Origin of the sequence: Nocardioides sp. NPDC006303, assembly GCF_040613175.1 — a bacterium.
GTDB lineage: Bacteria > Actinomycetota > Actinomycetes > Propionibacteriales > Nocardioidaceae > Nocardioides.
Genome location: NZ_JBEXRR010000010.1, coordinates 120,982 through 140,289 on the forward strand (window position 1 = coordinate 120,982; position 19,308 = coordinate 140,289).

Annotated in this window: 19 protein-coding genes; 16 read left to right on the forward strand and 3 right to left on the reverse strand. The window is 69.3% G+C overall.

Annotated features, from left to right (window positions below; genetic code table 11):
* Positions 1 to 21: 21 nt before the first annotated feature.
* A complete protein-coding gene (locus ABZY89_RS10825; protein ID WP_355226999.1) occupies positions 22 to 618 on the forward strand; it encodes an RNA polymerase sigma factor in 597 nt (198 codons plus the stop codon).
* Positions 618 to 1,874 (forward strand): hypothetical protein, encoded by a 1,257-nt coding sequence (locus ABZY89_RS10830; RefSeq protein ID WP_355227001.1) that lies wholly within the window; start codon positions 618 to 620, stop codon positions 1,872 to 1,874. The genes ABZY89_RS10825 and ABZY89_RS10830 overlap by 1 nt, the downstream gene beginning before the upstream one ends.
* Before the next feature lie 68 nt (positions 1,875 to 1,942).
* On the opposite strand, the gene ABZY89_RS10835 is transcribed toward ABZY89_RS10830, so the two are convergent.
* On the reverse strand, positions 1,943 to 2,533 hold the full coding sequence (locus tag ABZY89_RS10835; protein ID WP_355227003.1) for a TetR family transcriptional regulator: 591 nt from the start codon (positions 2,531 to 2,533) through the stop codon (positions 1,943 to 1,945).
* A gap of 47 nt (positions 2,534 to 2,580) precedes the next feature.
* On the opposite strand from ABZY89_RS10835, the gene ABZY89_RS10840 reads away from it, so the two are divergent.
* The 3 genes from ABZY89_RS10840 to ABZY89_RS10850 all read left to right on the forward strand — a co-directional run bounded on the left by ABZY89_RS10840 (position 2,581) and on the right by ABZY89_RS10850 (position 5,121).
* On the forward strand, positions 2,581 to 3,408 hold the full coding sequence (locus tag ABZY89_RS10840; protein WP_355227005.1) for an arylamine N-acetyltransferase: 828 nt from the start codon (positions 2,581 to 2,583) through the stop codon (positions 3,406 to 3,408).
* A gap of 121 nt (positions 3,409 to 3,529) precedes the next feature.
* The gene (locus ABZY89_RS10845) at positions 3,530 to 4,054 is read left to right on the forward strand and encodes a SigE family RNA polymerase sigma factor (protein ID WP_355019886.1); all 525 of its coding nucleotides are present in this window, start codon (positions 3,530 to 3,532) and stop codon (positions 4,052 to 4,054) included.
* Complete coding sequence (locus ABZY89_RS10850; RefSeq protein WP_355227007.1) at positions 4,051 to 5,121, forward strand: nitrate- and nitrite sensing domain-containing protein; 1,071 nt, start codon at positions 4,051 to 4,053, stop codon at positions 5,119 to 5,121. Before ABZY89_RS10845 ends, ABZY89_RS10850 begins: the two co-directional genes overlap by 4 nt.
* Positions 5,122 to 5,223: 102 nt before the next feature.
* Here the strand turns inward: ABZY89_RS10850 and rocD are convergent, their stop codons facing one another.
* Positions 5,224 to 6,462, reverse strand: a complete 1,239-nt coding sequence (rocD, locus tag ABZY89_RS10855) for an ornithine--oxo-acid transaminase (protein WP_355227009.1) — start codon at positions 6,460 to 6,462, stop codon at positions 5,224 to 5,226.
* A gap of 238 nt (positions 6,463 to 6,700) precedes the next feature.
* On the opposite strand from rocD, the gene ABZY89_RS10860 reads away from it, so the two are divergent.
* The 5 genes from ABZY89_RS10860 to glmM all read left to right on the forward strand — a co-directional run bounded on the left by ABZY89_RS10860 (position 6,701) and on the right by glmM (position 11,180).
* Positions 6,701 to 8,128 carry a FlgD immunoglobulin-like domain containing protein gene (locus ABZY89_RS10860; RefSeq protein ID WP_355227011.1) on the forward strand — a complete coding sequence of 476 codons (1,428 nt, stop codon included), beginning with the start codon at positions 6,701 to 6,703 and terminating at the stop codon, positions 8,126 to 8,128.
* Positions 8,125 to 8,340, forward strand: a complete 216-nt coding sequence (locus ABZY89_RS10865; protein WP_355227013.1) for a hypothetical protein — start codon at positions 8,125 to 8,127, stop codon at positions 8,338 to 8,340. The genes ABZY89_RS10860 and ABZY89_RS10865 overlap by 4 nt, the downstream gene beginning before the upstream one ends.
* 421 nt (positions 8,341 to 8,761) lie before the next feature.
* Positions 8,762 to 9,205, forward strand: a complete 444-nt coding sequence (gene rplM / locus ABZY89_RS10870) for a 50S ribosomal protein L13 (protein WP_355019881.1) — start codon at positions 8,762 to 8,764, stop codon at positions 9,203 to 9,205.
* 14 nt (positions 9,206 to 9,219) lie between these two features.
* Positions 9,220 to 9,720 carry a 30S ribosomal protein S9 gene (gene rpsI, locus ABZY89_RS10875; protein WP_292647216.1) on the forward strand — a complete coding sequence of 167 codons (501 nt, stop codon included), beginning with the start codon at positions 9,220 to 9,222 and terminating at the stop codon, positions 9,718 to 9,720.
* Positions 9,721 to 9,824: 104 nt separating this feature from the next.
* A complete protein-coding gene (gene glmM, locus ABZY89_RS10880) occupies positions 9,825 to 11,180 on the forward strand; it encodes a phosphoglucosamine mutase (RefSeq protein WP_355227015.1) in 1,356 nt (451 codons plus the stop codon).
* Between the two features lie 122 nt (positions 11,181 to 11,302).
* Here the strand turns inward: glmM and coaA are convergent, their stop codons facing one another.
* Positions 11,303 to 12,268 (reverse strand): type I pantothenate kinase, encoded by a 966-nt coding sequence (gene coaA / locus ABZY89_RS10885; protein WP_355227017.1) that lies wholly within the window; start codon positions 12,266 to 12,268, stop codon positions 11,303 to 11,305.
* 70 nt (positions 12,269 to 12,338) lie between these two features.
* Here coaA and glmS point away from each other — a divergent pair, with 70 nt between their 5' ends.
* The 6 genes from glmS (at position 12,339) to tsaE (ending at position 19,305) form a co-directional block, all read left to right on the forward strand.
* Positions 12,339 to 14,183 (forward strand): glutamine--fructose-6-phosphate transaminase (isomerizing), encoded by a 1,845-nt coding sequence (glmS, locus tag ABZY89_RS10890; protein ID WP_355227019.1) that lies wholly within the window; start codon positions 12,339 to 12,341, stop codon positions 14,181 to 14,183.
* A gap of 13 nt (positions 14,184 to 14,196) precedes the next feature.
* The gene (locus ABZY89_RS10895; RefSeq protein WP_350666679.1) at positions 14,197 to 14,550 is read left to right on the forward strand and encodes a holo-ACP synthase; all 354 of its coding nucleotides are present in this window, start codon (positions 14,197 to 14,199) and stop codon (positions 14,548 to 14,550) included.
* A gap of 112 nt (positions 14,551 to 14,662) precedes the next feature.
* A complete protein-coding gene (locus ABZY89_RS10900) occupies positions 14,663 to 16,054 on the forward strand; it encodes a bifunctional ADP-dependent NAD(P)H-hydrate dehydratase/NAD(P)H-hydrate epimerase (protein WP_355227021.1) in 1,392 nt (463 codons plus the stop codon).
* A 28-nt stretch (positions 16,055 to 16,082) separates the two neighbouring features.
* Positions 16,083 to 17,270, forward strand: a complete 1,188-nt coding sequence (alr, locus tag ABZY89_RS10905) for an alanine racemase (protein WP_355227023.1) — start codon at positions 16,083 to 16,085, stop codon at positions 17,268 to 17,270.
* The gene (locus tag ABZY89_RS10910; RefSeq protein WP_355227025.1) at positions 17,267 to 18,364 is read left to right on the forward strand and encodes an alpha/beta hydrolase; all 1,098 of its coding nucleotides are present in this window, start codon (positions 17,267 to 17,269) and stop codon (positions 18,362 to 18,364) included. The genes alr and ABZY89_RS10910 overlap by 4 nt, the downstream gene beginning before the upstream one ends.
* Positions 18,361 to 19,305 carry a tRNA (adenosine(37)-N6)-threonylcarbamoyltransferase complex ATPase subunit type 1 TsaE gene (gene tsaE / locus ABZY89_RS10915; protein ID WP_355227027.1) on the forward strand — a complete coding sequence of 315 codons (945 nt, stop codon included), beginning with the start codon at positions 18,361 to 18,363 and terminating at the stop codon, positions 19,303 to 19,305. The genes ABZY89_RS10910 and tsaE overlap by 4 nt, the downstream gene beginning before the upstream one ends.
* Positions 19,306 to 19,308 lie beyond the last annotated feature (3 nt).

Genomic DNA, 19,308 nt, shown 5'->3' on the forward strand with positions numbered 1-19,308 from the left:
CCTACCGGACATAGAGGGTGCGTGAGAGGTAGTGAGTCCCAGAGCTTCGGACTCGTGGTGACGGAGAACGACAGCGGTCTGGCGGAGCGTCTGCGCCGGGGCGACCACGATGCGATGGCGGAGCTGTTCGGGCGCTATGCGGACCCGGTCTACAACTTCTGCTTCCGCCGCGTGGCTTCCTGGAATCTCGCCGAGGACGTGATGTCCCAGGCGTTCCTGGAGGTCTGGCGGGTGCGGGAGCGGGCAGTGGCCTATGACGGCTCGCTGATGCCGTGGCTCTTCACGGTCGCCGAGAACGTCTGCCGCAACGCCACCCGTGGTGCCCGCCGGCAGAACGCGCTGGCCGGCAGGCTGCAGGTGGTGCGGCTCGACGACGCCGAGGACCACGCGGACGGAGTCGTACGCCGCCTCGATGAGGAGCGCCGGATGTCCGAGCTCCTCGTGGCTGTCGACCGGCTCAGCCGCAAGGACCGTCAGATCCTGATGCTCATCGCCTGGGACGGCCTCTCGTATCTGCAAGTTGCCCAGGCTCTCGACATCCCTGTCGGGACCGTACGCAGCCGGCTCTCCCGCGCACGCAAGCGGGTCGCCGCGCTCATGGGTGAGGGGGAGAAGTGATGACCGGAATTCCTGAACGCAGTCTGCGCCCCCATGTGAAGGCGCGGCGAGAGGCGGAACTGATGCAGGCGATCTCGCAGGAGAGTCGTACGAAGAAGTGGATGGTGCCCGTCGCGGCTGCCGCAGCGGTGGCGGTCGTGGCGACCGGGGGTGTCGTGGTCGCCCAGAGAACGTCGTTGCTGAGCGGCGACAAGCAGATCGCAGGTCCGCTGGAGACGTCGGTGAAGCCGTCGCCGGTGCCCGACCGGGTGGTAGCGCCGGTGAAGGTCCCCGGGGACGACGTCACGGGGCTGTGGCCCGCGGCCTTCAACGGCCACGGAGTCTCGTGGTCTCGCGACATCCCGGTGCTTCAGAAGTACCGAGACGTCCTCGCCGAGCATCTGGATCCCGCCGGGGAGCATCTCGATGAGACCGTCTCGAACATGCAGGGCGGTGAGGCGGGCAGTGGGCGCACCATCGGTACGAAGCTGGGGTGGACCGTCGAAGGCGAGGACGGTCTCGGGATGGTTCAGCTTGCCGTCGGGTCCGGTTGGGATGGAGTCGGCTTCCTGTGCGATGACCCCGGTTGGACCTGTGAGGACGTCGACCACCCGGGGGCGAAGGAGGCGAGAGTCGCGACGTATGGCAACGCCCGGACCTATGCCGTCGAGCGCTCCGACGGGACGGTCGTCGCGATCACGCTCGACTCGCTGTTCGGTAACAACTCGACGATCCCCGTCTCCGGTGTCGACCTCGGGGAGAAGGAGGTCATGGCGGCCGCAGCCGACCCCCGGTTGGTCGTCCCGGAACCGGATCTGCCGCCTCAGGTCGACGCCAAGGAGCTGGGCAGGACCGCACTGAAGACGCTGGTCCCGACCGGAACCCCGGCAACGTGGCGCGACGGCATGCCCATGCGCTTCGACCACGAGGCGTACGTCGTTCTAACCGACGTCAAGCAGGACATGGCGGACAGCTTCTCCAGTGGCGAGCCGGGCTTTGTCGAGGTGCGGCTGGAGGAGACGCTCAACCCGATCCAGATGGACAAGGCGTGCCACCGCGCCGTCTACAAGCGCTGCATCATCCGCACCGTCGATGGCAACGAGGTCTTCATCGGGCTCGGCAAGAACCGCCGCTGGATGGGCAAGCCCGCTGACCCGGTGAACCTCGTCGTCTTCCAGGGCCCCGTCTACACCGTCAGCGTCTACGGCGACCGCGCGATCCCGGTGGACCGCGCCGTCGACTTCGTACTCGATCGGAGGTGGCAGCCGCAGAGCTGAGGGCCGACTCCGCGGCTTTGGGACCGGGGAAGCGGTAGAGAGCTCCTCGACGCTCTTCCCTGATTCGCTCAGGCTGTGAAGCCCGCGGTGGCCTTCGCGGCGGCGCGGAGAAGTCGGTCGGCCGTAGGTCGGCCGGCGGCCGACGTCGCCATCCCGACGGCGAGCGCGGCGCCGAAGGCCGCGCCGACCATCGCGTGAGCCGTCTCCTCATCCAGGCTGTCGGCGTACGAGGTCGACAGGGCCTCGGCCAGAGCATGCTGGGTGGTGAGCGCCCTGCCGACGAAGGTCGCTCGTAGGGAAGGAACTGCCGTCACCAGTGCGAGACGGGTCGCCTCCAGGGAGGTGCCCGGCTCGCGGGTCGTGCCCGCGGCTGCGTCGATCATCGCTCGCAGCGCCCGGGAGAGGCATTCCGCGGGAGGCTCGCCGGGCGACCGATCGCGTACGGCCCGCACGCCGACCTCGGCGATCGCCGGCCCGTCGGTGAAGACGAGCGAGTCCTTCGTCGGGAAGTAGTTGAAGAAGGTGGCCGGGGATACTTCGGCCGCCGCCGCGATCTGGTTGGTGGTGGTCTCGTCGTAGCCCTGTTCAGTGAAGAGCTCGTAGGCGATCTCGACGAGTCGGCGTCGAGTCCGTTCCTTCTTGGTGTCGCGGAGTCCCATGGCGGCTCATTCTAGACTGGCAATAATTTTAGAGTTACTCTAAAAATATGATCGACGCCTTCCTCGACCGACTCGGAGAAACGCGGCCCGTCCGGCCGGACCTGGCCTGCCTGCGGAACCTGCATCGTGCGTGGCGCGAGCGCGTTCCGTACGAGAACCTCGACGTCCAGCTCGGTCGGCCGGTCCGTCTCGATCCGGAGGCGCTTGTCGACAAGATCGTCGTGCGTGGCCGGGGTGGCTACTGCTACGAGCAGAATGGCGCCCTCGCCCTGTTGCTCGAAGCAGTCGGGTTCGAGGTGACGATGGTCGAGGCCGGTGTCATGCGTGAACAGCGCGGCGACGGGCAGTGGGGCAACCACAACGCGCTGTTGGTGACGATCGGTGGCGAGACGTGGCTTGCCGATGCGGGGATCGGGGATGGGTTCCTCGAGCCGTTGCCGCTGCGCGAGCTTGCCTGCGACCAGGACGGTCTCGTCTACCGCATCGAGCGACTGGACCGTACGACCTGGCGAGTTCATCACCATCCAGGCGGCACCATCAGCAGCTACGACCTGCGAACCGAGGCGCGTGAGCTGCGCGACTTCGCCGCGCGGTCCCGGGAGCTCACGACCTCTCCGTCCTCGCCGTACGTGACCACGCTGATGGCCGCACGGCCCGCCGGTGGCGCGACCGCACTGCTGCTGTCACGGACCGTGCGCCACCTCGGGGTCACCCGCGGCGAGCCGCGAACCCTGGCTGGTCGCGATGAGTTCGCGGACCTCCTGGCGCGAGACTTCCTCGTACCTCTCGACGATCTCGGCGAGAGCGGGGTGGACGAGTTGTGGGAGGCAGCCGGTCGCCAAGACGATCTGTGGCGCACGAGAATCCGGGGCTGACGGGCCCGGTGCTGCTGTTCGCTGTTCGCACTCCAGGCCATCACGTCGTCCAGGCCCCAACCGATCCGGTGCCGGTTACGTCAATAGGGCGTCGGGGGTTGGAATCGGAGGAGGAGAGACGTTGAGCAGGGACGAGGAGTTCACCGCCTACGTCAGGGACAGACGCGCGCACCTGTACCGCGCGGCGTACCTGTTGTGCGGTGACGAGCATCGCGCCGAGGACATCGTGCAGCTGACGCTGTCGAAGGTGTACGCGGCATGGCGAAAGGTGCGGAAGGCCGACAGTGTCGATGCCTACGTACGCAGGGTGCTGGTCAACAGCCACTTGGACGAGGGCCGTCGGCCGTGGCGGCGTGAGCGGGCCGGCGAGATCGTCGACCGGCCGGCGCCGAGCGGCCCGGACACCGAGGACCTCGACGAGCTCTGGACCGCGCTGCGTGCGCTTCCCGCAGGTCAGCGGCGAGTCGTCGTGCTCCGGCACTACTGGGGTCTGTCGGTCGAGGAGACCGCTGCCGACCTCGGCATCAGCACCGGGACGGTCAAGAGCCAGACCTCGGCCGCCCTGGCCAGCCTGCGCCGCGCCCTCCGTCCCGGCCTCGCTGTCCCCGACGTTGCCCCCGACGCTGCCCGAGGAGGCCGGCGATGAACACCTTCGACGACGACACCCTGCTGCGCGAGCGCCTCTACCGCATCGGCGCCACGGTTCCGGTCCCGCTCCCGGATCCCTCTGAGGACGTACGCCGCGGCCGCCGCCGCGTGCGCTCGGCGCGACTGCTCACCGCCGCCGGGACCATCATGGCGGCCGGGATCATCGCCATCGCCGGGGTCGCGCTGCGGCCTCTCGTTGCGGATCGGGCCACCGACCCGGCCGTGTCGCCCACCTCCACATCTTCCTCGTCGGTGCGCCGGGCCGAGTCGGTCGCGCAGGCCCTGCCCAGCACGTTCGGCCTGGCGATCAACCTGATCTTCGAGCGCGACGCCGCCCTCGCGGACGTCCCTGACGTGGTGATGAAGCCGATCCAGGAGCAGACCGACGAGGCCGTCGTGACCTGGACTGCGAAGGCGGAGAAGATCGACGGCGGGGAGCAGGAGCTCGCTGACCTCGTCTCCGAGATCCAGCAGTCGTTGGCCGCCCTACCGGAGACGCGATCCATGATGCGTACGGAGGAGACTCGGCTGCAGGGGGCGCTGGCCTTGTCGGCACTCTCCAACGACCTCCTCGCGATCTCGACGCTCGTGCCGTATGTCGGTGACGCCGAGATCGACGACGAGATCGAGGCGCTCGGCCACCTGGGCCCGGCCTTCCAGTCGTTCGGTACGCAGAAGACCCTCATGGCGAAGGCACTCGCGAAGCGGGAGGTCATGCGGGGTACGGGCGCTGCGGGCGCGGATGCTCTCAGCAAGCAGGAGCTCGCCGAGCTTGCTCGGGCCGAGGCTGAGTGGCGCCTGTCGCTCTCGGCGCTCTACACGTCGAGCTCGGAACCTCAGCGCGACTACCTCGACGAGATCACCAAGAACACTGCCACCAACGGGGCCATCGGGGTTCCCGCGCAACGGGCGGTCAACCAGGTCCTGGCCAACGGCAATCTCGACCGGGTCACGATGACGCCGGACCAACATACGGCGTCCTGCACCGAGCTGTTCCGCGGGCTGCAGAACCTGGCCGTCGCGGCGGCGAACGAGCTCATCGACGACCTCGCCGAGGTCGACTGAGGTGCGTTCCACGACAGGTGTAACACGCTGTTCGTAGGACTATCCGGTCGTTCACAGCGACCGGATAGTCCGTGTAACAGCGTGTTACACCTCCGCTGCCGGTCAGGCCGAGACAGCTGCCTCGAGTTGGTCGAGGGCCCAGTGGAGGTCCTCCTCGGCGATCACCAGGGGCGGCGCGAGGCGGATGGTGGAGCCGTGGGTGTCCTTGGCGAGTACGCCGCGGGCCAGGAGGCGCTCGCAGATCTCGCGACCGCTGGCGATGGCCGGGTCGATGTCGACGCCGGCCCACAGGCCGCGGGAGCGGAAGCCGACGATGCCCTTGCCGACCATGGCCAGGAGGCGGTCGCGCAGGACCTGGCCGAGCGCCTCGGCGCGGGCCTGGAACTCGCCGGTCTCGAGCAGGTCGACGACGGCGGTGCCGACGGCGCAGGCGAGCGGGTTGCCGCCGAAGGTGGAGCCGTGCTGGCCGGGGCCGATGACGCCGAGCACGTCGCGGTCGGCGACGACGGCCGAGACGGGGACGATGCCGCCGCCGAGGGCCTTGCCGAGGATGTACATGTCCGGCTTCACGCCGGCGTGGTCGCAGGCGAAGGTGTAGCCCGTACGGCCCAGGCCGGCCTGGATCTCATCGGCGGCGAAGAGCACGTTCTCGCGGGTGCAGACCTCGCGCAGCCCGATCAGGAAGTCGTCGCCGGGGATGACGACGCCGGACTCGCCCTGGATCGGCTCGACCAGCACGGCCACCGTGTTGGGGGTGATGGCGGCCTCGATCGCGGCGAGGTCGGCGTAGGGGACCATCACGAAGCCGGGGGCGAACGGGCCGAAGCCGTCGCGCGCGTCGGCGTCGTCGGAGAAGCCGACGATCGTGGTGGTGCGGCCGTGGAAGTTGCCGGCCATCACGATGATCTCGGCCTGGTCGGCCGGGACGCCCTTGACGTCGTAGCCCCACTTGCGGGCGACCTTGATCGCGGTCTCGACGGCCTCGGCGCCGGTGTTCATCGGCAGCACCATGTCCTTGCCGCACATCGCGGCGAGGCGGGCGGTGAACTCGGCGAACTGGTCGTGCACGAACGCACGCGAGGTCAGGGTGACCTTGTCGAGCTGCTCACGGGCCGCCGACAGCAGAGCGGGGTGGCCGTGACCGAAGTTCAGCGCGCTGTAGCCGGCCAGCATGTCGAGGCAGCGGCGGCCGTCGACGTCGGTCACCCAGGCGCCCTCGGCGTGGCTGATCACCACCTCGAGGGGGTGGTAGTTGTGCGCGGAGTGCGCCTCGGCGGCCGCGAAGGCGGCGGGGGTCAAGCTGGTCGCAGCGGTGGCCTGAGCCTCGTTGAGCAGGGTCATCGCACTCCTCCATCTGTGGGGCGTTCTCGGTGATCTGAGCCAAGATCATCTGATTGTCAGACAATCCTACGATCAGGCTACGCCAGATGTCTCATCGTTGTCGCCCGGTCGGTAACACGGCAGTAAATCCCGGTGCGGACGGTGCGCTTGGGGGTATAGGTTCCGTCCGCCCGCCTCGCGTTCTCTGGCAGCGAAGCGACCCAGACCATCTCGGGTAAGAGACTCGGAGGAACCACAGATGCGCATCCGCGCACTGGTGGCGGCTGCTGCCGTCGCCCTGATCGTGCCGGCGGTGCCGGCTTTCGCGACGGAGACCCCGTCGACCACCACCGACCCGTCGGAGACGGCCCCCGCCGACCCGTCGCAGCCCGATCCCGGGACGGAGACCGAGACGGGAACCGTGACCGAGCCCGAGACCGAGCCGGAGACGGGGCCCGAGACCGAGCCCGAGACCGAGCCCGAGACCGAGCCCGAGACCGAGCCCGCCACGGAGGGCGTGGCTGAAGAGCCGACCGCCGCCGTGGTGACCACTGTCGTGATCACCGTCCCCGCCACGACCCCAGCTGGGGGTGCGACGTTCACCGTGACGTACGACGTCGAGAACGTCGAGGCGCTCGGGGCGAACCCGGTGGCCAACTGGACGATCACCGGCTCGAACGGCACCTCGCCGAGCGGCCCGCAGTCGGCGCCGATCACGCTCGACGCCGACGGCGTGGGGACGGTCCAGGCGACGATGCCGACCGCGACCGACACCTACCGGATCACCGCGTTCATCGAGGGCGAGAGCGGCGCGACCGACTCCGTCACCGCCGATCTCGGGGCCGTCGATGCCACCAAGCCGGTCGTCACCCTGAGCCGCAACCTGACGACCTTCTACCCCTACAAGGACGGCTACCGCGACACGGTCACGGCGAAGTTCACCGTGAACGAGACCGTCGGCTTCACCGCCAAGGTGGTCACCGCCGGTGGCACCCTCGTCCGCACCCTGGGCTCGTCCTCGAGCTTCTCCGGCACCACGTCCTACGCGTGGAACGGCTACAACAACGCCGGCACCCGGGTCTCGGGCACCTACTACATCCGCGTCGAGACCAAGGACAGGGCCGGCAACGCCACCGCCGCCCAGATCTCGGTCGCCGCGTCCGCCAAAAAGCTGACCTGGAAGACCTACAGCAGGACGGTCACCGCCGCGGACGCCCTCAACTACAAGTACGTCGGCTCCTGCTCGACCCTCAAGGCGCCCGCTCGCAGCGACTGGTCCGAGTCCCGCGGCCTGCGCTCGAACGTACGCTGCAAGGCGTCCGGCACCAGCTCCAAGGCGACCGTCTACACCGAGAACGTCAAGTGCCTGCCGAAGTCGGTCGACGGCAACTACCGCAACCTGTCGCTGAAGCACTACGGCGGTCGGCCGAAGGGCTACACGAAGAACGTCTACATGGTCTCCACCGTCCTGCGTCCGTCCGACTGGGCCAGCCTCCAGAAGCACCAGTTCGGCAACTCGGTCAAGTGGAAGACGATGGCGTCCGTCGCCTCGCCCAACAGCCTGATCCAGAGCCGCACGTCGACGCAGTACTGCCCCGCCGTGTGGTGGACCGCCGGGCTCAACTCGAGCTCGCGCTACGACGTCTGGAAGTACTCCGTCGGCATCCAGTACCGCGTGCTGGCGTGACCGTGTCGAGCAAGCTGATCCTGGCCGCCGCGGCGGTGCTGGTGGCCGGCGGCGCGTTCGGCGGCGCCGTCGCGCTCACCGGCGAGGACGAGCCGAAGCGACCGGTGGTCGAGAAGAACCAGACCACCCCGCCCGGGCCCGAGAAGCACCTCGATCCGGAGGAGGTCACCGACCTGTACGCCCCCGAGGGTGAGGTCGGCGTCGACCACTAGCCGACCGCTAGCCGACATCGAGCAGAAGCAGACGTACGCCGCCGGGCACGGTCCCGGCGGCGTACGTCTGTGGTTTTCAGGAGAGCCGAAGGCCAGTCACAGCCTCATCACAGGAACCGGACGGACACTGGAGACCAGGGTCAGGCGAGCTGACCCGTCCCAAGATCGCGTACGCCGCCCGGCTCCCCGACCGGCGGCGTACGTCTTGATTTGTCTCCGCCGTGCGGGGGCTCGTAACCTTGTGAGGTCGTGACTCCTGCCGCGTCCTGATCATATTCGCACGGTCGGGGACGCAGATCCGGATGACTGTCGCTGGGACCACCCAGAGGACAGGGCAAGCCGGGCCGTGTTCGTCAGAAGCCACGCAGCATTATCCCGGTGCGCATCCGTGCGCCGGGTCCAACGAACTAAGAAGGCACAAGTGCGTACTTACGCTCCCAAGCCGGGCGACATCGAGCGGGCCTGGCTCGTGATCGACGCGACCGACGTCCGTCTCGGCCGTCTCGCTGTCCAGACCGCTGAGCTCCTGCGCGGCAAGCACAAGCCGATCTTCGCGCCCAACGCGGACACCGGCGACTTCGTCATCGTCATCAACGCCGAGAAGGTCTCCCTCTCCGGCAACAAGGCCAAGACCAAGCTGGCCTACCGCCACTCGGGCTACCCGGGCGGTCTGACCGCGACCCCGATCGGCGAGATCCTCGAGAAGGACGCCCGCAAGGCGATCGAGACCGCTGTGTGGGGCATGCTGCCGAAGAACAAGCTCGGCCGCCAGATGCTCAAGAAGCTCAAGGTCTACTCCGGTCCGACGCACCCGCACGTCGCGCAGCAGGCCGTTCCGTTCGAGATCAAGCAGATCGCCCAGTGAGCCAGGACCAGGACATGACTGAGAACACCGCAGAGGTCGAGGAGACCTTCGAGACCGACGAGCAGGGCGTTGCTTTCACCTCCGAGAGCGCCCCGTCCGCCGACGCCCCCGAGCGCCCGGCGACCATCGCCCCGGCTGCCGCGACCGGCCGCCGCAAGGAGTCCGTGGCCCGCGTCCGGATCGTCCCGGGCACCGGTTCGTGGACCATCAACGGTCGCACGATCGAGGACTACTTCCCCAACAAGCTGCACCAGCAGATCGCGAACGAGCCGTTCGCCGCGCTGCAGCTCGAGGGCCGCTTCGACGTGATCGCCCGTATCGACGGCGGCGGCATCGCCGGTCAGGCCGGCGCGCTGCGTCTCGGCGTGGCCCGCTCGCTCAACATCGTTGACGAAGAGGCCAACCGCCCGACCCTGAAGAAGGCCGGTCTGCTGACCCGCGACGCCCGCGTCGTGGAGCGCAAGAAGGCCGGTCTCAAGAAGGCCCGCAAGGCCTCGCAGTTCAGCAAGCGCTGATCGCCCAGGAGATCGCCTAGCATTGTTGGGGTGCCTCGGCTCGCCGAGGCACCCCGACTCATTTTTCGGGCGGGGGCCGACGTACGAAAGAAGGTCACACGGACGTGGCACGCCTTTTCGGCACTGACGGAGTTCGCGGTCTCGCGAACGGCGAGATCCTCACCGCCTCGCTCGCCCAGAACCTGGCGACCTCGGCGGCACTGGTCCTGACCGAGGAGCTGCGTGACTCCGGCAGCGGACGCAAGCCGCTGGCGGTGGTCGGCAACGACTCGCGCGTCTCCGGGCAGTTCCTGCAGGCCACGGTGGCCGGCGGTCTGGCCTCGGCCGGCTGCGATGTTATCGACGTCGGCGTGCTGCCGACGCCCGGTGTCGCCTACCTCACCGCGGCCCTCCAGGCCGACCTCGGTGTGGTCATCTCGGCTTCGCACAACCCGATGCCCGACAACGGCATCAAGTTCCTCCAGCGCGGCGGGCACAAGCTCGACGACGTGCTCGAGGACCGGATCGAGACACATCTCGATCTCCCGTGGGATCGTCCCACCGGCGCGTCGGTGGGACGGATCTCGTCCCACGAGAACCCCGTGGAGACGTACGCAGCTCACCTGATCTCCACGCTCGAGCGCCGCCTCGACGGGCTGACCGTCGTCGTCGACTGCGCCAACGGTGCGGCCGCTGCCGCGGGCCCACTGGCCCTGGACCAGGCCGGGGCGAAGGTGATCGCGATCAACGACGTCAACGACGGCCTCTCGATCAACGACGGCGTCGGTTCGACCCACCCGGAGATGCTCCAGAAGGCGGTCGTCGAGCACGGCGCCGACGTCGGGTTCGCCTGGGACGGCGACGCCGACCGCTGCCTGGCCGTCGACGGTGAGGGCAACCTCGTCGACGGCGACCAGCTCATCGCGATCCTCGCCCTCGGGCTCCACGACGCCGGCCGGCTCCCGGACGACACCGTGGTCGTCACCGTGATGAGCAACCTCGGGTTCGTCAAGGCGATGGATGCCGCGGGCGTCCACGTGAAACAGACCGCCGTGGGTGACCGCTACGTGCTCGAGGAGATGCGCCGGGGCGGCTACGCCATCGGTGGCGAGCAGTCCGGCCACATCATCATGAGCGAGCACGCCACCACCGGCGACGGCATCCTCACCGCGCTGCACGTCCTGCAGCGGATGACCCTCACCGGGCGCACCCTCGCCGACCTCGCCTCCGTCGTCACCCGCCTCCCGCAGGTCCTGCTCAACGTCAAGGGCGTCGACAAGGCCCGCTGCAAGACCGACGACGGCCTCCTCGATGCCGTCGCCGCCGAGGAGAAGGCTCTCGCCGGCTCCGGGCGGATCCTGCTGCGCCCGTCGGGCACCGAGAACCTCGTACGCGTCATGGTCGAGGCCCCCACGCACCACGAGGCCGAGGCCTGTGCTGAGCGGCTCGCCGACGTCGTACGTGCGCGACTCGCTCTCTGATCATTCGTCACTCTGGCCACAGGAATACCCGGTTAACAGGGTATTCCTGCACTTCTCTGGCAATGCAACACCCATTAAGTGCAGGGATACCCGGTTAACCGGGTATCCCAACCGCCCCGACCCTAGATCTTCCGCAGACGCACGTACCGAACGGAGTGGTCGCGGTCCTTGCGGAGGACGAGGGTGGCGCGGGAGCGGGTGGGGAGGACGTTCTCGCGGAGGTTGGGGCCGTTGATCTCGTTCCAGATCTCGGTGGCGCGGGTGATGGCCTCGTCGTGGCTCAGGGCCGCATATTTCGTGAAGTAGGACGACGGGTCGCGGAAGGCGGTCTCACGCAGCCGCAGGAACCGCTCGACGTACCACTGCTTGATGTCGCGGGAGTCGGCGTCGACGAAGACGGAGAAGTCGAAGAAGTCCGAGAGGGCGAGGGAGATGGTGCCGTCGGCGCGGACCCGGGAGGGCTGCAGGACGTTGAGACCCTCGAGGATGACGATGTCGGGCTTCTTGACCAGCACGGTCTGGTCGGTGACGTCGTAGGTCAGGTGTGAGTAGATCGGCGCGCGCACCTCGTCCTCACCCGACTTGAGGTCGACGAGGAAGCGGAGCAGGGCCTTGCGGTCGTACGACTCCGGGAAGCCCTTGCGCTCCATCAGTCCCCGACGCTCGAGCTCGGCGTTGGGGTAGAGGAACCCGTCGGTGGTCACCAGAGCGACGTTGGGGTGCTCGGGCCAGTGGGCGAGCATCTGCTGGAGCACACGAGCAGTGGTCGACTTGCCGACGGCGACAGATCCGGCGACGCCGATGACGAACGGCGTACGTTCCGGCATCGTCTTGCCGAGGAACAGCTCCTGCTGGTCGTGGAGCTTGTCCGAGGCGCTCACGTAGAGGCTGAGCAGCCGGCTCAGCGGCAGATAGACCTCCTCGACCTCCTTGAGGTCGATCTGGTCGCCCAGGCCCCGCAGAGACTCGATCTCGGCCTCGGTCAGCGGACTCTCGGTCTCGGTCGCGAGCTCGGCCCACGCGCTACGGTCGAGCTCGACGTAGGGCGAGGAGCCGCGGTCATCGCCGTGTGGCCCGGGGTGTGACATGGCAACGATTGTTACGCACATGCGCCGCCGCTTCCTGCTGGGGTCCACGAGAGCCGTAGGATCATCCGCCATGTGCGGCATCGTTGGGTACGTCGGAGACCGGTCGGCGCAGGACGTCGTGATCGATGGGCTGCGGCGGTTGGAGTACCGCGGCTATGACTCGGCTGGGATCGCTCTGATCGCTGACGGGAAGCTGGCCGTGGACAAGCGGGCCGGCAAGCTCGCCAACCTCGAGAAGGCGATCGCGGGCACGCCGCTGCCGGCGTCGACGACCGGGATCGGCCACACCCGCTGGGCGACCCACGGCGGCCCGACCGACGGCAACGCCCACCCGCACGTCGGCCGCACCGGCCGCGTCGCGGTCGTGCACAACGGCATCATCGAGAACTTCGCCGAGCTGCGGGCCTCGCTGGAGACCGACGGACACGAGTTCACCTCGCAGACCGACACCGAGGTCGCCGCCCACCTGCTCGAGCGCGAGGTCGTCGGCGGAGCCGACCTGACCATCGCGATGCAGAAGGTCTGCTCGATCCTCGAGGGTGCGTTCACCTTCGTCGCGATCGACGCGCAGGACCCGTCCCGGGTTGTCGCCGCCCGGCGCAACAGCCCGCTCGTGGTCGGTCTCGGCGAGGGGGAGTCGTTCCTCGGGTCCGACGTCGCCGCCTTCATCGAGCACACCCGCGAGGCAATGGAGCTCGACCAGGACCAGGTCGTCACCATCACCCGCGACGGCGCGACCGTCACCAACTTCGACGGCACGCCCGCCGAGGGCCGCCGCTTCCACGTCGACTGGGACCTCGCCGCCGCCGAGAAGGACGGCCACGACTGGTTCATGCGCAAGGAGATCCTCGAGCAGCCTCGTGCGGTCGCCGACTCGCTGCTGGGGCGGCGTACGCCCTCGGGGTCTCTGCACCTCGACGAGATGCGGCTCGACGACGACGAGCTGCGCGAGGTCACCAAGATCATCATCATCGCCGCGGGGACGTCGTTCTACGCGGGGATGGTCGCGAAGTACGCCATCGAGCACTGGTGCCGGATCTCGGTCGAGGTCGAGCTGGCCTCCGAGTTCCGCTACCGCGACCCGATCCTCGACAACTCCACCCTGGTGGTGGCGATCTCGCAGTCCGGCGAGACCGCCGACACGCTGCAGGCGATCCGGCACGCGCGCTCGCAGCGCTCCAAGGTGCTGGCGATCTGCAACACCAACGGCTCGACGATCCCGCGTGAGTCCGACGCGGTCATCTACACCCACGCCGGCCCGGAGATCGGGGTCGCCTCGACCAAGGGGTACGTCACCCAGCTGGTCGCCTGCTACCTGCTCGCGCTCTACCTGGCCCAGGTCAAGGGCACCATGTACGGCGACGAGATCGACGGCGTGATGACCCAGCTCGAGGCGATGCCCGCGGCGGTCGAGAAGGTGCTGGAGACCGCGCCGCAGGTCTACGACCTCGCGCGTGAGTACGCGGACCGCCGGGCCTTCCTGTTCCTGGGCCGCCACGCCGGCTACCCGGTGGCGCTGGAGGGTGCGCTCAAGCTCAAGGAGCTCGCCTACCTGCACGCCGAGGGGTTCGCCGCCGGCGAGCTCAAGCACGGTCCGATCGCGCTGGTCGAGGAGGGCCTGCCGATCTGGTGCATCGTGCCGCCGCGCGGCCGCGACTTCCTGCACGACAAGATGCGCTCCGGGATCATGGAGGTGCGCGCCCGCGGCGCCCGCACCATCGCCCTGGTCGAGGAGGGCGACGACTCGGTCGACTCGGTCTCCGACACGATCATCCGGCTGCCCAAGGTGCCGGTGCTCCTGCAGCCGCTCGTCGCGGTCGTACCGATGCAGCTCTTCGCCTGCCAGCTCGCCACCGAGCTCGGCTACGACGTCGACCAGCCGCGCAACCTCGCCAAGTCCGTCACGGTCGAGTGATGGCGGTCCACTGATGGCTGTCCTCGGAGTCGGGATCGACGTCTGCGACCTGGAGCGCTTCGAGGAGTCGCTGGAGCGTACGCCGCGGCTGCGCGAGCGCCTGTTCACGCCCGCCGAGGCGGTGAAGCCGATGGCCTCTCTGGCCGCCAGGTTCGCCGCCAAGGAGGCGCTCGCCAAGGCGCTCGGCGCGCCGCAGGGGATGGAATGGCACGACGCCGAGGTGATCTCGGAGTCCTCCGGCCAGCCCCGGTTCGAGCTCCGCGGCACCGTGCTGGCGCAGGCCACCAAGCTCGGTGTCGCCACCGTCCACCTCTCACTCTCCCATGACGCCGGCATCGCCTCGGCGATGGTCGTCCTGGAGGACTGACGGGGCTTGTTCGAGCCCTTCGACCCAACCCCGCCAGTGCATTGGCGCGTAGGCTTGGACCATGCGGCGTGCGCACTCGGTTGAGCAGGTCAGAGCGGCAGAGAAGGCCCTGATGGCGAGCCTGCCAGAAGGTGCCCTGATGCAGCGTGCGGCGGCCGGGCTGGCCTACGCGGTCATCGGTCACCTTCGCGGGCGAGGTCTCGGCGGGGCCTACGGGAAACGCATCGTGCTGCTCGTGGGGAGCGGGGACAACGGCGGAGACGCGTTGTACGCCGGGGCGCTGCTCGCGCGTCGAGGGGCGCGGGTCGAGGCGTGGTTGCTGTCGGACCGGGCGCACGCGGGTGGGGTTGCTGCTCTGAAGGCGGCCGGGGGACACTGTGTTGGTCTCGACACGCCTCCGCCTAGCGGCTCCGGCGGCTCGACCAGCGGTGCCTTCGATGTCGTCGTCGACGGGATCGTCGGGATCGGGGGAAAGCCCGGGCTGAGGCCGGACGCGGAGGCAGCACTGGCCCTGCTCGCCGGGATCCCGGTCGTCTCCGTCGACACGCCGAGCGGGGTCTGCGTCGACACCGGTGAGGTCGACGGAGCCCATGTGACCGCCGACCTGACGGTCACCTTCGGAACCCACAAGCCGTGTCACCTGCTCGACCCGGCCGCCTCGGCGTGCGGGACGGTGCAGTTGGTCGACATCGGCCTCCGGCTCCCGACCCCGGCCATCGAGAGCCTCGAGGCCGCCGATGTGGCCGACCTGGTGCCGCGTCCGGCGCCGGACGGGCACAAGTACTCCCGCGGCGTGGTGGGGCTGAGGGTCGGCAGCGCCACCTACCCAGGGGCCGCGCTGCTGGCCGTCTCCGGCGCCAACACCGGGCTGGCCGGGATGGTCCGCTACGTCGGCACCGCCTCCGAGTGGGTCAAGCGGCACAACCCGGAGGTCGTCGGCGACGGCCAGGCACAGGCCTGGGTGGTCGGCTCCGGCAGCGCCGACGGCGCCAACAGCGCGCTCGCGTTCGCCCGGGCGAGCGGCGTACCTCTGGTCATCGACGCCGACAGCCTGCGTGCGCTGAACGGGCCGCTCGGGGTGCCCGCGATCCTGACTCCGCACGCCGGCGAGCTGGCGGCGCTGATCCGGGAGGACCGCGGCGAGATCGAGGCTCGTCCGCTGCACTACGCCCGGCTCGCGGCCAAGCGGTTCGATGCGGTGGTGCTGCTCAAGGGGCGGCGTACCACGATCGCCTCACCGGACCCCGACACACCGGTACGGGTCAACACCACGGGCACCTCCTGGCTGGCCACCGCCGGTTCGGGGGACGTGCTCGGCGGACTGATCGGCTCGCTGCTGGCCGCAGGTCTCGCACCCATCGACGCCGCTTCGGCGGGCGCCTGGCTGCACGGCGCTGCCGCCACTCTCGCCAGCGCCGGCGGGCCGGTCACCGCGAGCGGGGTCGCCGCCGCGATATCCGCCGTTATCCGGTCCCTTCCTGCTGTCTCCCCCCTGCGCAATTGAGCACTGCGCACGAACTATCCTTGACACCATGTCACCGAGCCCAGCGCCTCGGGCTCCGCTTCGGCGAGCCGAGATCGTCATCGACCTCGCCGCGATCCGACACAACGTCTCGCGGCTGCGGGAGCACCTGCGTACGCCGATCATGTCGGTGGTCAAGGCCGACGGCTACGGGCACGGCCTGGTCGAGGCCGGGCGGGCCGCTCGTGAGGGCGGCGCGGACTGGCTCGGCGTGGCCTCGGCCGACGAGGCGCTCGCGCTGCGTGCGGCCGGCGACGAAGGCAGGCTGCTGGCCTGGCTGATCATGCCCAGCGAGCCCGCCGAGGAGCTCGTGGCTGCGGACATCGATGTCACGGCCTACACGATCGCCGACCTGGAGAAGTTCGCCGCGGCCGGCGACACCCTGGGGCGTACGCCCCGGGTGCAGCTCAAGGTCGACACCGGACTCAGCCGGGGCGGCGCTGCCTTCGCCGACTGGTCGAAGCTGGTCGGGCTGGCGCGCATCCTGGAGGCCGAGGGAGCGATCCGGGTCACCGGGATCTGGTCGCACTTCAGCGCCAGCGAGAACAACGCCGACCCAGCCAGTGCCCTCCAGGAGAAGGTCTTCGCCGAGGCGCTCGCGGTCGCCGAGGAGGCCGGCCTCCGGCCCGAGGTTCGTCACCTCGCCAACTCCGCGGGCGCGCTGCTGCGCCCCAGCGCACGGCTCGACCTGGTGCGGATCGGGATCGCGACGTACGGCATCGACCCGGCGCCCGGCGTCGAGGGATCGCCGTGGGCTGAGCTCGGACTCGTCCCGGCGATGACCGTGCGGGCCGAGCTGGCGCTGGTGAAGCCGATCGAGGCCGGTGCGGGTGTCTCCTACAACCACACCTGGGTGGCCGATGAGCCGACGACGGTGGGGCTGATCCCGGTCGGCTACGCCGAGGGCATCCAGCGTCGTGCCGGGAATCGCGCCGAGGTGTCGATCGACGGAGCTCGATACCCCGTGCGCGGCACCATCTGCATGGACCAGATCGTCGTCGATCTCGGAGGCGCTTCGGTCGAACGCGGCGCCGAGGTGCTCCTGTGGGGCGCCGGTGCCGATGGCGAGCCGACGGCCCAGGACTGGGCCGAGGCGAGCGAGACCATCGCCTACGAGGTCGTCACCAGAATCGGAGGACGGATGAAGCGCCGTTATGTTGACACCGACGTCGACACCGAGCAGGGAGACGACACATGAGCAGCATCGCAGCACGGATCGGCCAGATCGCGGCGGGCACTCTGGGAGCGGCGGCGGTCGCTGCCGCGGCCCGCGGCGCGGTGGTGGTCAGGAAGCGCCGCCGCGCGATCGAGGACCGCCCCGAGGACCGGACCCCGCTCGGTACGCTGCGGTCCTGCCCGGTCACCGTGGTGACCTCCGACGGCGTACCTCTTCATGTCGAGGTCGACGAGGTCGACCCGGCTCACTCGCACCCCGGCGGGGCGAGCGGGGTGACGCTCGTCTTCGTGCACGGCTACTGCCTCAACCTCGACTGCTGGCACTTCCAGCGCGCCGCCTACCGGGGCCTGGTGCGGTCGGTCTTCTACGACCAGCGCAGCCACGGCCGCAGCGGCCGCTCCTCGCTCGGCAACGCCACCATCGACCAGCTCGGCGACGACCTGCTCCGAGTGCTGGACGCGGTCGTGCCGGAGGGGCCGGTGATCCTGGTCGGCCACTCGATGGGCGGGATGACGATCGCCGCGCTCGCCGAGGACCACCCCGAGCTGTTCGCGCCCTACAACGAGGGTGGCCGCATCATCGGCGCCGCCCTGATCTCGACGACGGCCGGTGGTCTCGACCCGAGCCGGCTGCTGATCCCGGTACTTCCGGCCAAGCTGTCCGGCGGGATCGCCAACAGCACCATGCGGACGCTGGCCAGGGGGCACGGGATCGTCGACCGGTTCCGCGCCATGGGGTCCTCGGTGGCGACCGTCTTCACCGACGTCTTCGCCTTCGGGGACGAGGTGCCGGAGGCGTACGTCGACTTTGTCGACGGACTGCTCTCGCAGACGCCGTTCGAAGTGGTCGCGGAGTTCTTCCCGAGCTTCCGGAGCCTGGACAAGTTCGCGTCGATCACCATGCTCGGCCGGGTGCCGACCACGATCATCTGCGGCACCGCCGACCGGCTCACCTCGATCGGCCACAGCCGCAAGCTGCACTCCTACATCCCGGGCTCCCGGCTGGTCGAGTGCGAGAAGGCCGGCCACATGGTCATCCTCGAGCGGCACGGTCAGGTCAACGCCGAGCTCGACCAGTTGCTCGCCTCGGCCACCCGGGATGCGGCTTCGGCATGACGCTCGTCTTCGAGCGGGTCGGGCCGGAGGCCGCGACCGAGGTGCTCGGTATCGTCCGGGCGGCCTTCTCCGCCCGCCCGCCGCTGGATCCGCCCGCGGATGCGCTCGGTGAGACCGAGGGGTCGATGAAGGAGCGCCTCAGCGGCTTCGGTGGAGTGGTGGCGCGGTTGGACGGGGTCGGCGTCGGGGCCGTCCTGATGGATCCCGCCGACTCGACCCTGTGGCTGCGTCGTTTCGCTGTTCTGCCTGATCAGCAGGGTCATGGGGTGGCGCACAAGATGGTGACGTACGCCGCCGGGGTCGCAGGAGCGGAGGGTTTCGGCGATCTCGCGGTGATCGCTCGCGAGGAGCTCCCGGAGACGTTGCGGTTCTGGGTGCGGCAAGGGTTTCGAGAGATCTCCCGGGAGTCGCCCGCGGTGCGGCTCCACCGTCCACTGAACGAGTATGTCGTCGAGGCGCTCGACGCCGACGCAATGTTCGAGCTGGGCCGGCGGGTGGCCGGGCTGGTCGCCGCCGGTGACGTACTCGTCCTCTCCGGCGGCCTCGGCGCCGGCAAGACCACCTTCACCAAGGGCCTCGGTGCGGGGCTCGGGGTGCGCGGCGAGATCACCTCGCCGACCTTCGTCATCGCCCGGGTGCATCCATCCACGGTCGGCGGCCCGGAGCTCGTCCACGTCGATGCCTATCGGCTCGGCGGTATGGAGGAGCTCGACGACCTCGACCTGGACACCGATCTCGACGACGCGGTGACCGTGGTGGAGTGGGGCGAGGGCCTGGCCGAGGGGCTCTCCAAGTCCCGGCTGGAGATCCGGATCGTACGTGCCGAGGCCGACGAGGCTCCGCTGGATCTGGTCGAGGCGCCCGACGGTGCGGATCCTCGGCGCGTGGAGATCGTCCCGGTCGGGGCCCGCTGGCGCGGCGTGGACCTCAGCGCGCTCTAGGGT

Bases quoted from the DNA above. Each gene is read 5' to 3' on its own strand.
- ABZY89_RS10830 (WP_355227001.1), top strand. From the start codon at position 618: ATGACCGGAATTCCTGAACGCAGTCTGCGCCCCCATGTGAAGGCGCGG.
- ABZY89_RS10835 (WP_355227003.1), bottom strand. From the start codon at position 2,533: ATGGGACTCCGCGACACCAAGAAGGAACGGACTCGACGCCGACTCGTC.
- ABZY89_RS10840 (WP_355227005.1), top strand. From the start codon at position 2,581: ATGATCGACGCCTTCCTCGACCGACTCGGAGAAACGCGGCCCGTCCGG.
- ABZY89_RS10850 (WP_355227007.1), top strand. From the start codon at position 4,051: ATGAACACCTTCGACGACGACACCCTGCTGCGCGAGCGCCTCTACCGC.
- rocD (WP_355227009.1), bottom strand. From the start codon at position 6,462: ATGACCCTGCTCAACGAGGCTCAGGCCACCGCTGCGACCAGCTTGACC.
- ABZY89_RS10860 (WP_355227011.1), top strand. From the start codon at position 6,701: ATGCGCATCCGCGCACTGGTGGCGGCTGCTGCCGTCGCCCTGATCGTG.
- rpsI (WP_292647216.1), top strand. From the start codon at position 9,220: ATGACTGAGAACACCGCAGAGGTCGAGGAGACCTTCGAGACCGACGAG.
- coaA (WP_355227017.1), bottom strand. From the start codon at position 12,268: ATGTCACACCCCGGGCCACACGGCGATGACCGCGGCTCCTCGCCCTAC.
- glmS (WP_355227019.1), top strand. From the start codon at position 12,339: ATGTGCGGCATCGTTGGGTACGTCGGAGACCGGTCGGCGCAGGACGTC.
- ABZY89_RS10895 (WP_350666679.1), top strand. From the start codon at position 14,197: ATGGCTGTCCTCGGAGTCGGGATCGACGTCTGCGACCTGGAGCGCTTC.
- ABZY89_RS10900 (WP_355227021.1), top strand. From the start codon at position 14,663: ATGGCGAGCCTGCCAGAAGGTGCCCTGATGCAGCGTGCGGCGGCCGGG.
- alr (WP_355227023.1), top strand. From the start codon at position 16,083: ATGTCACCGAGCCCAGCGCCTCGGGCTCCGCTTCGGCGAGCCGAGATC.
- ABZY89_RS10910 (WP_355227025.1), top strand. From the start codon at position 17,267: ATGAGCAGCATCGCAGCACGGATCGGCCAGATCGCGGCGGGCACTCTG.
- tsaE (WP_355227027.1), top strand. From the start codon at position 18,361: ATGACGCTCGTCTTCGAGCGGGTCGGGCCGGAGGCCGCGACCGAGGTG.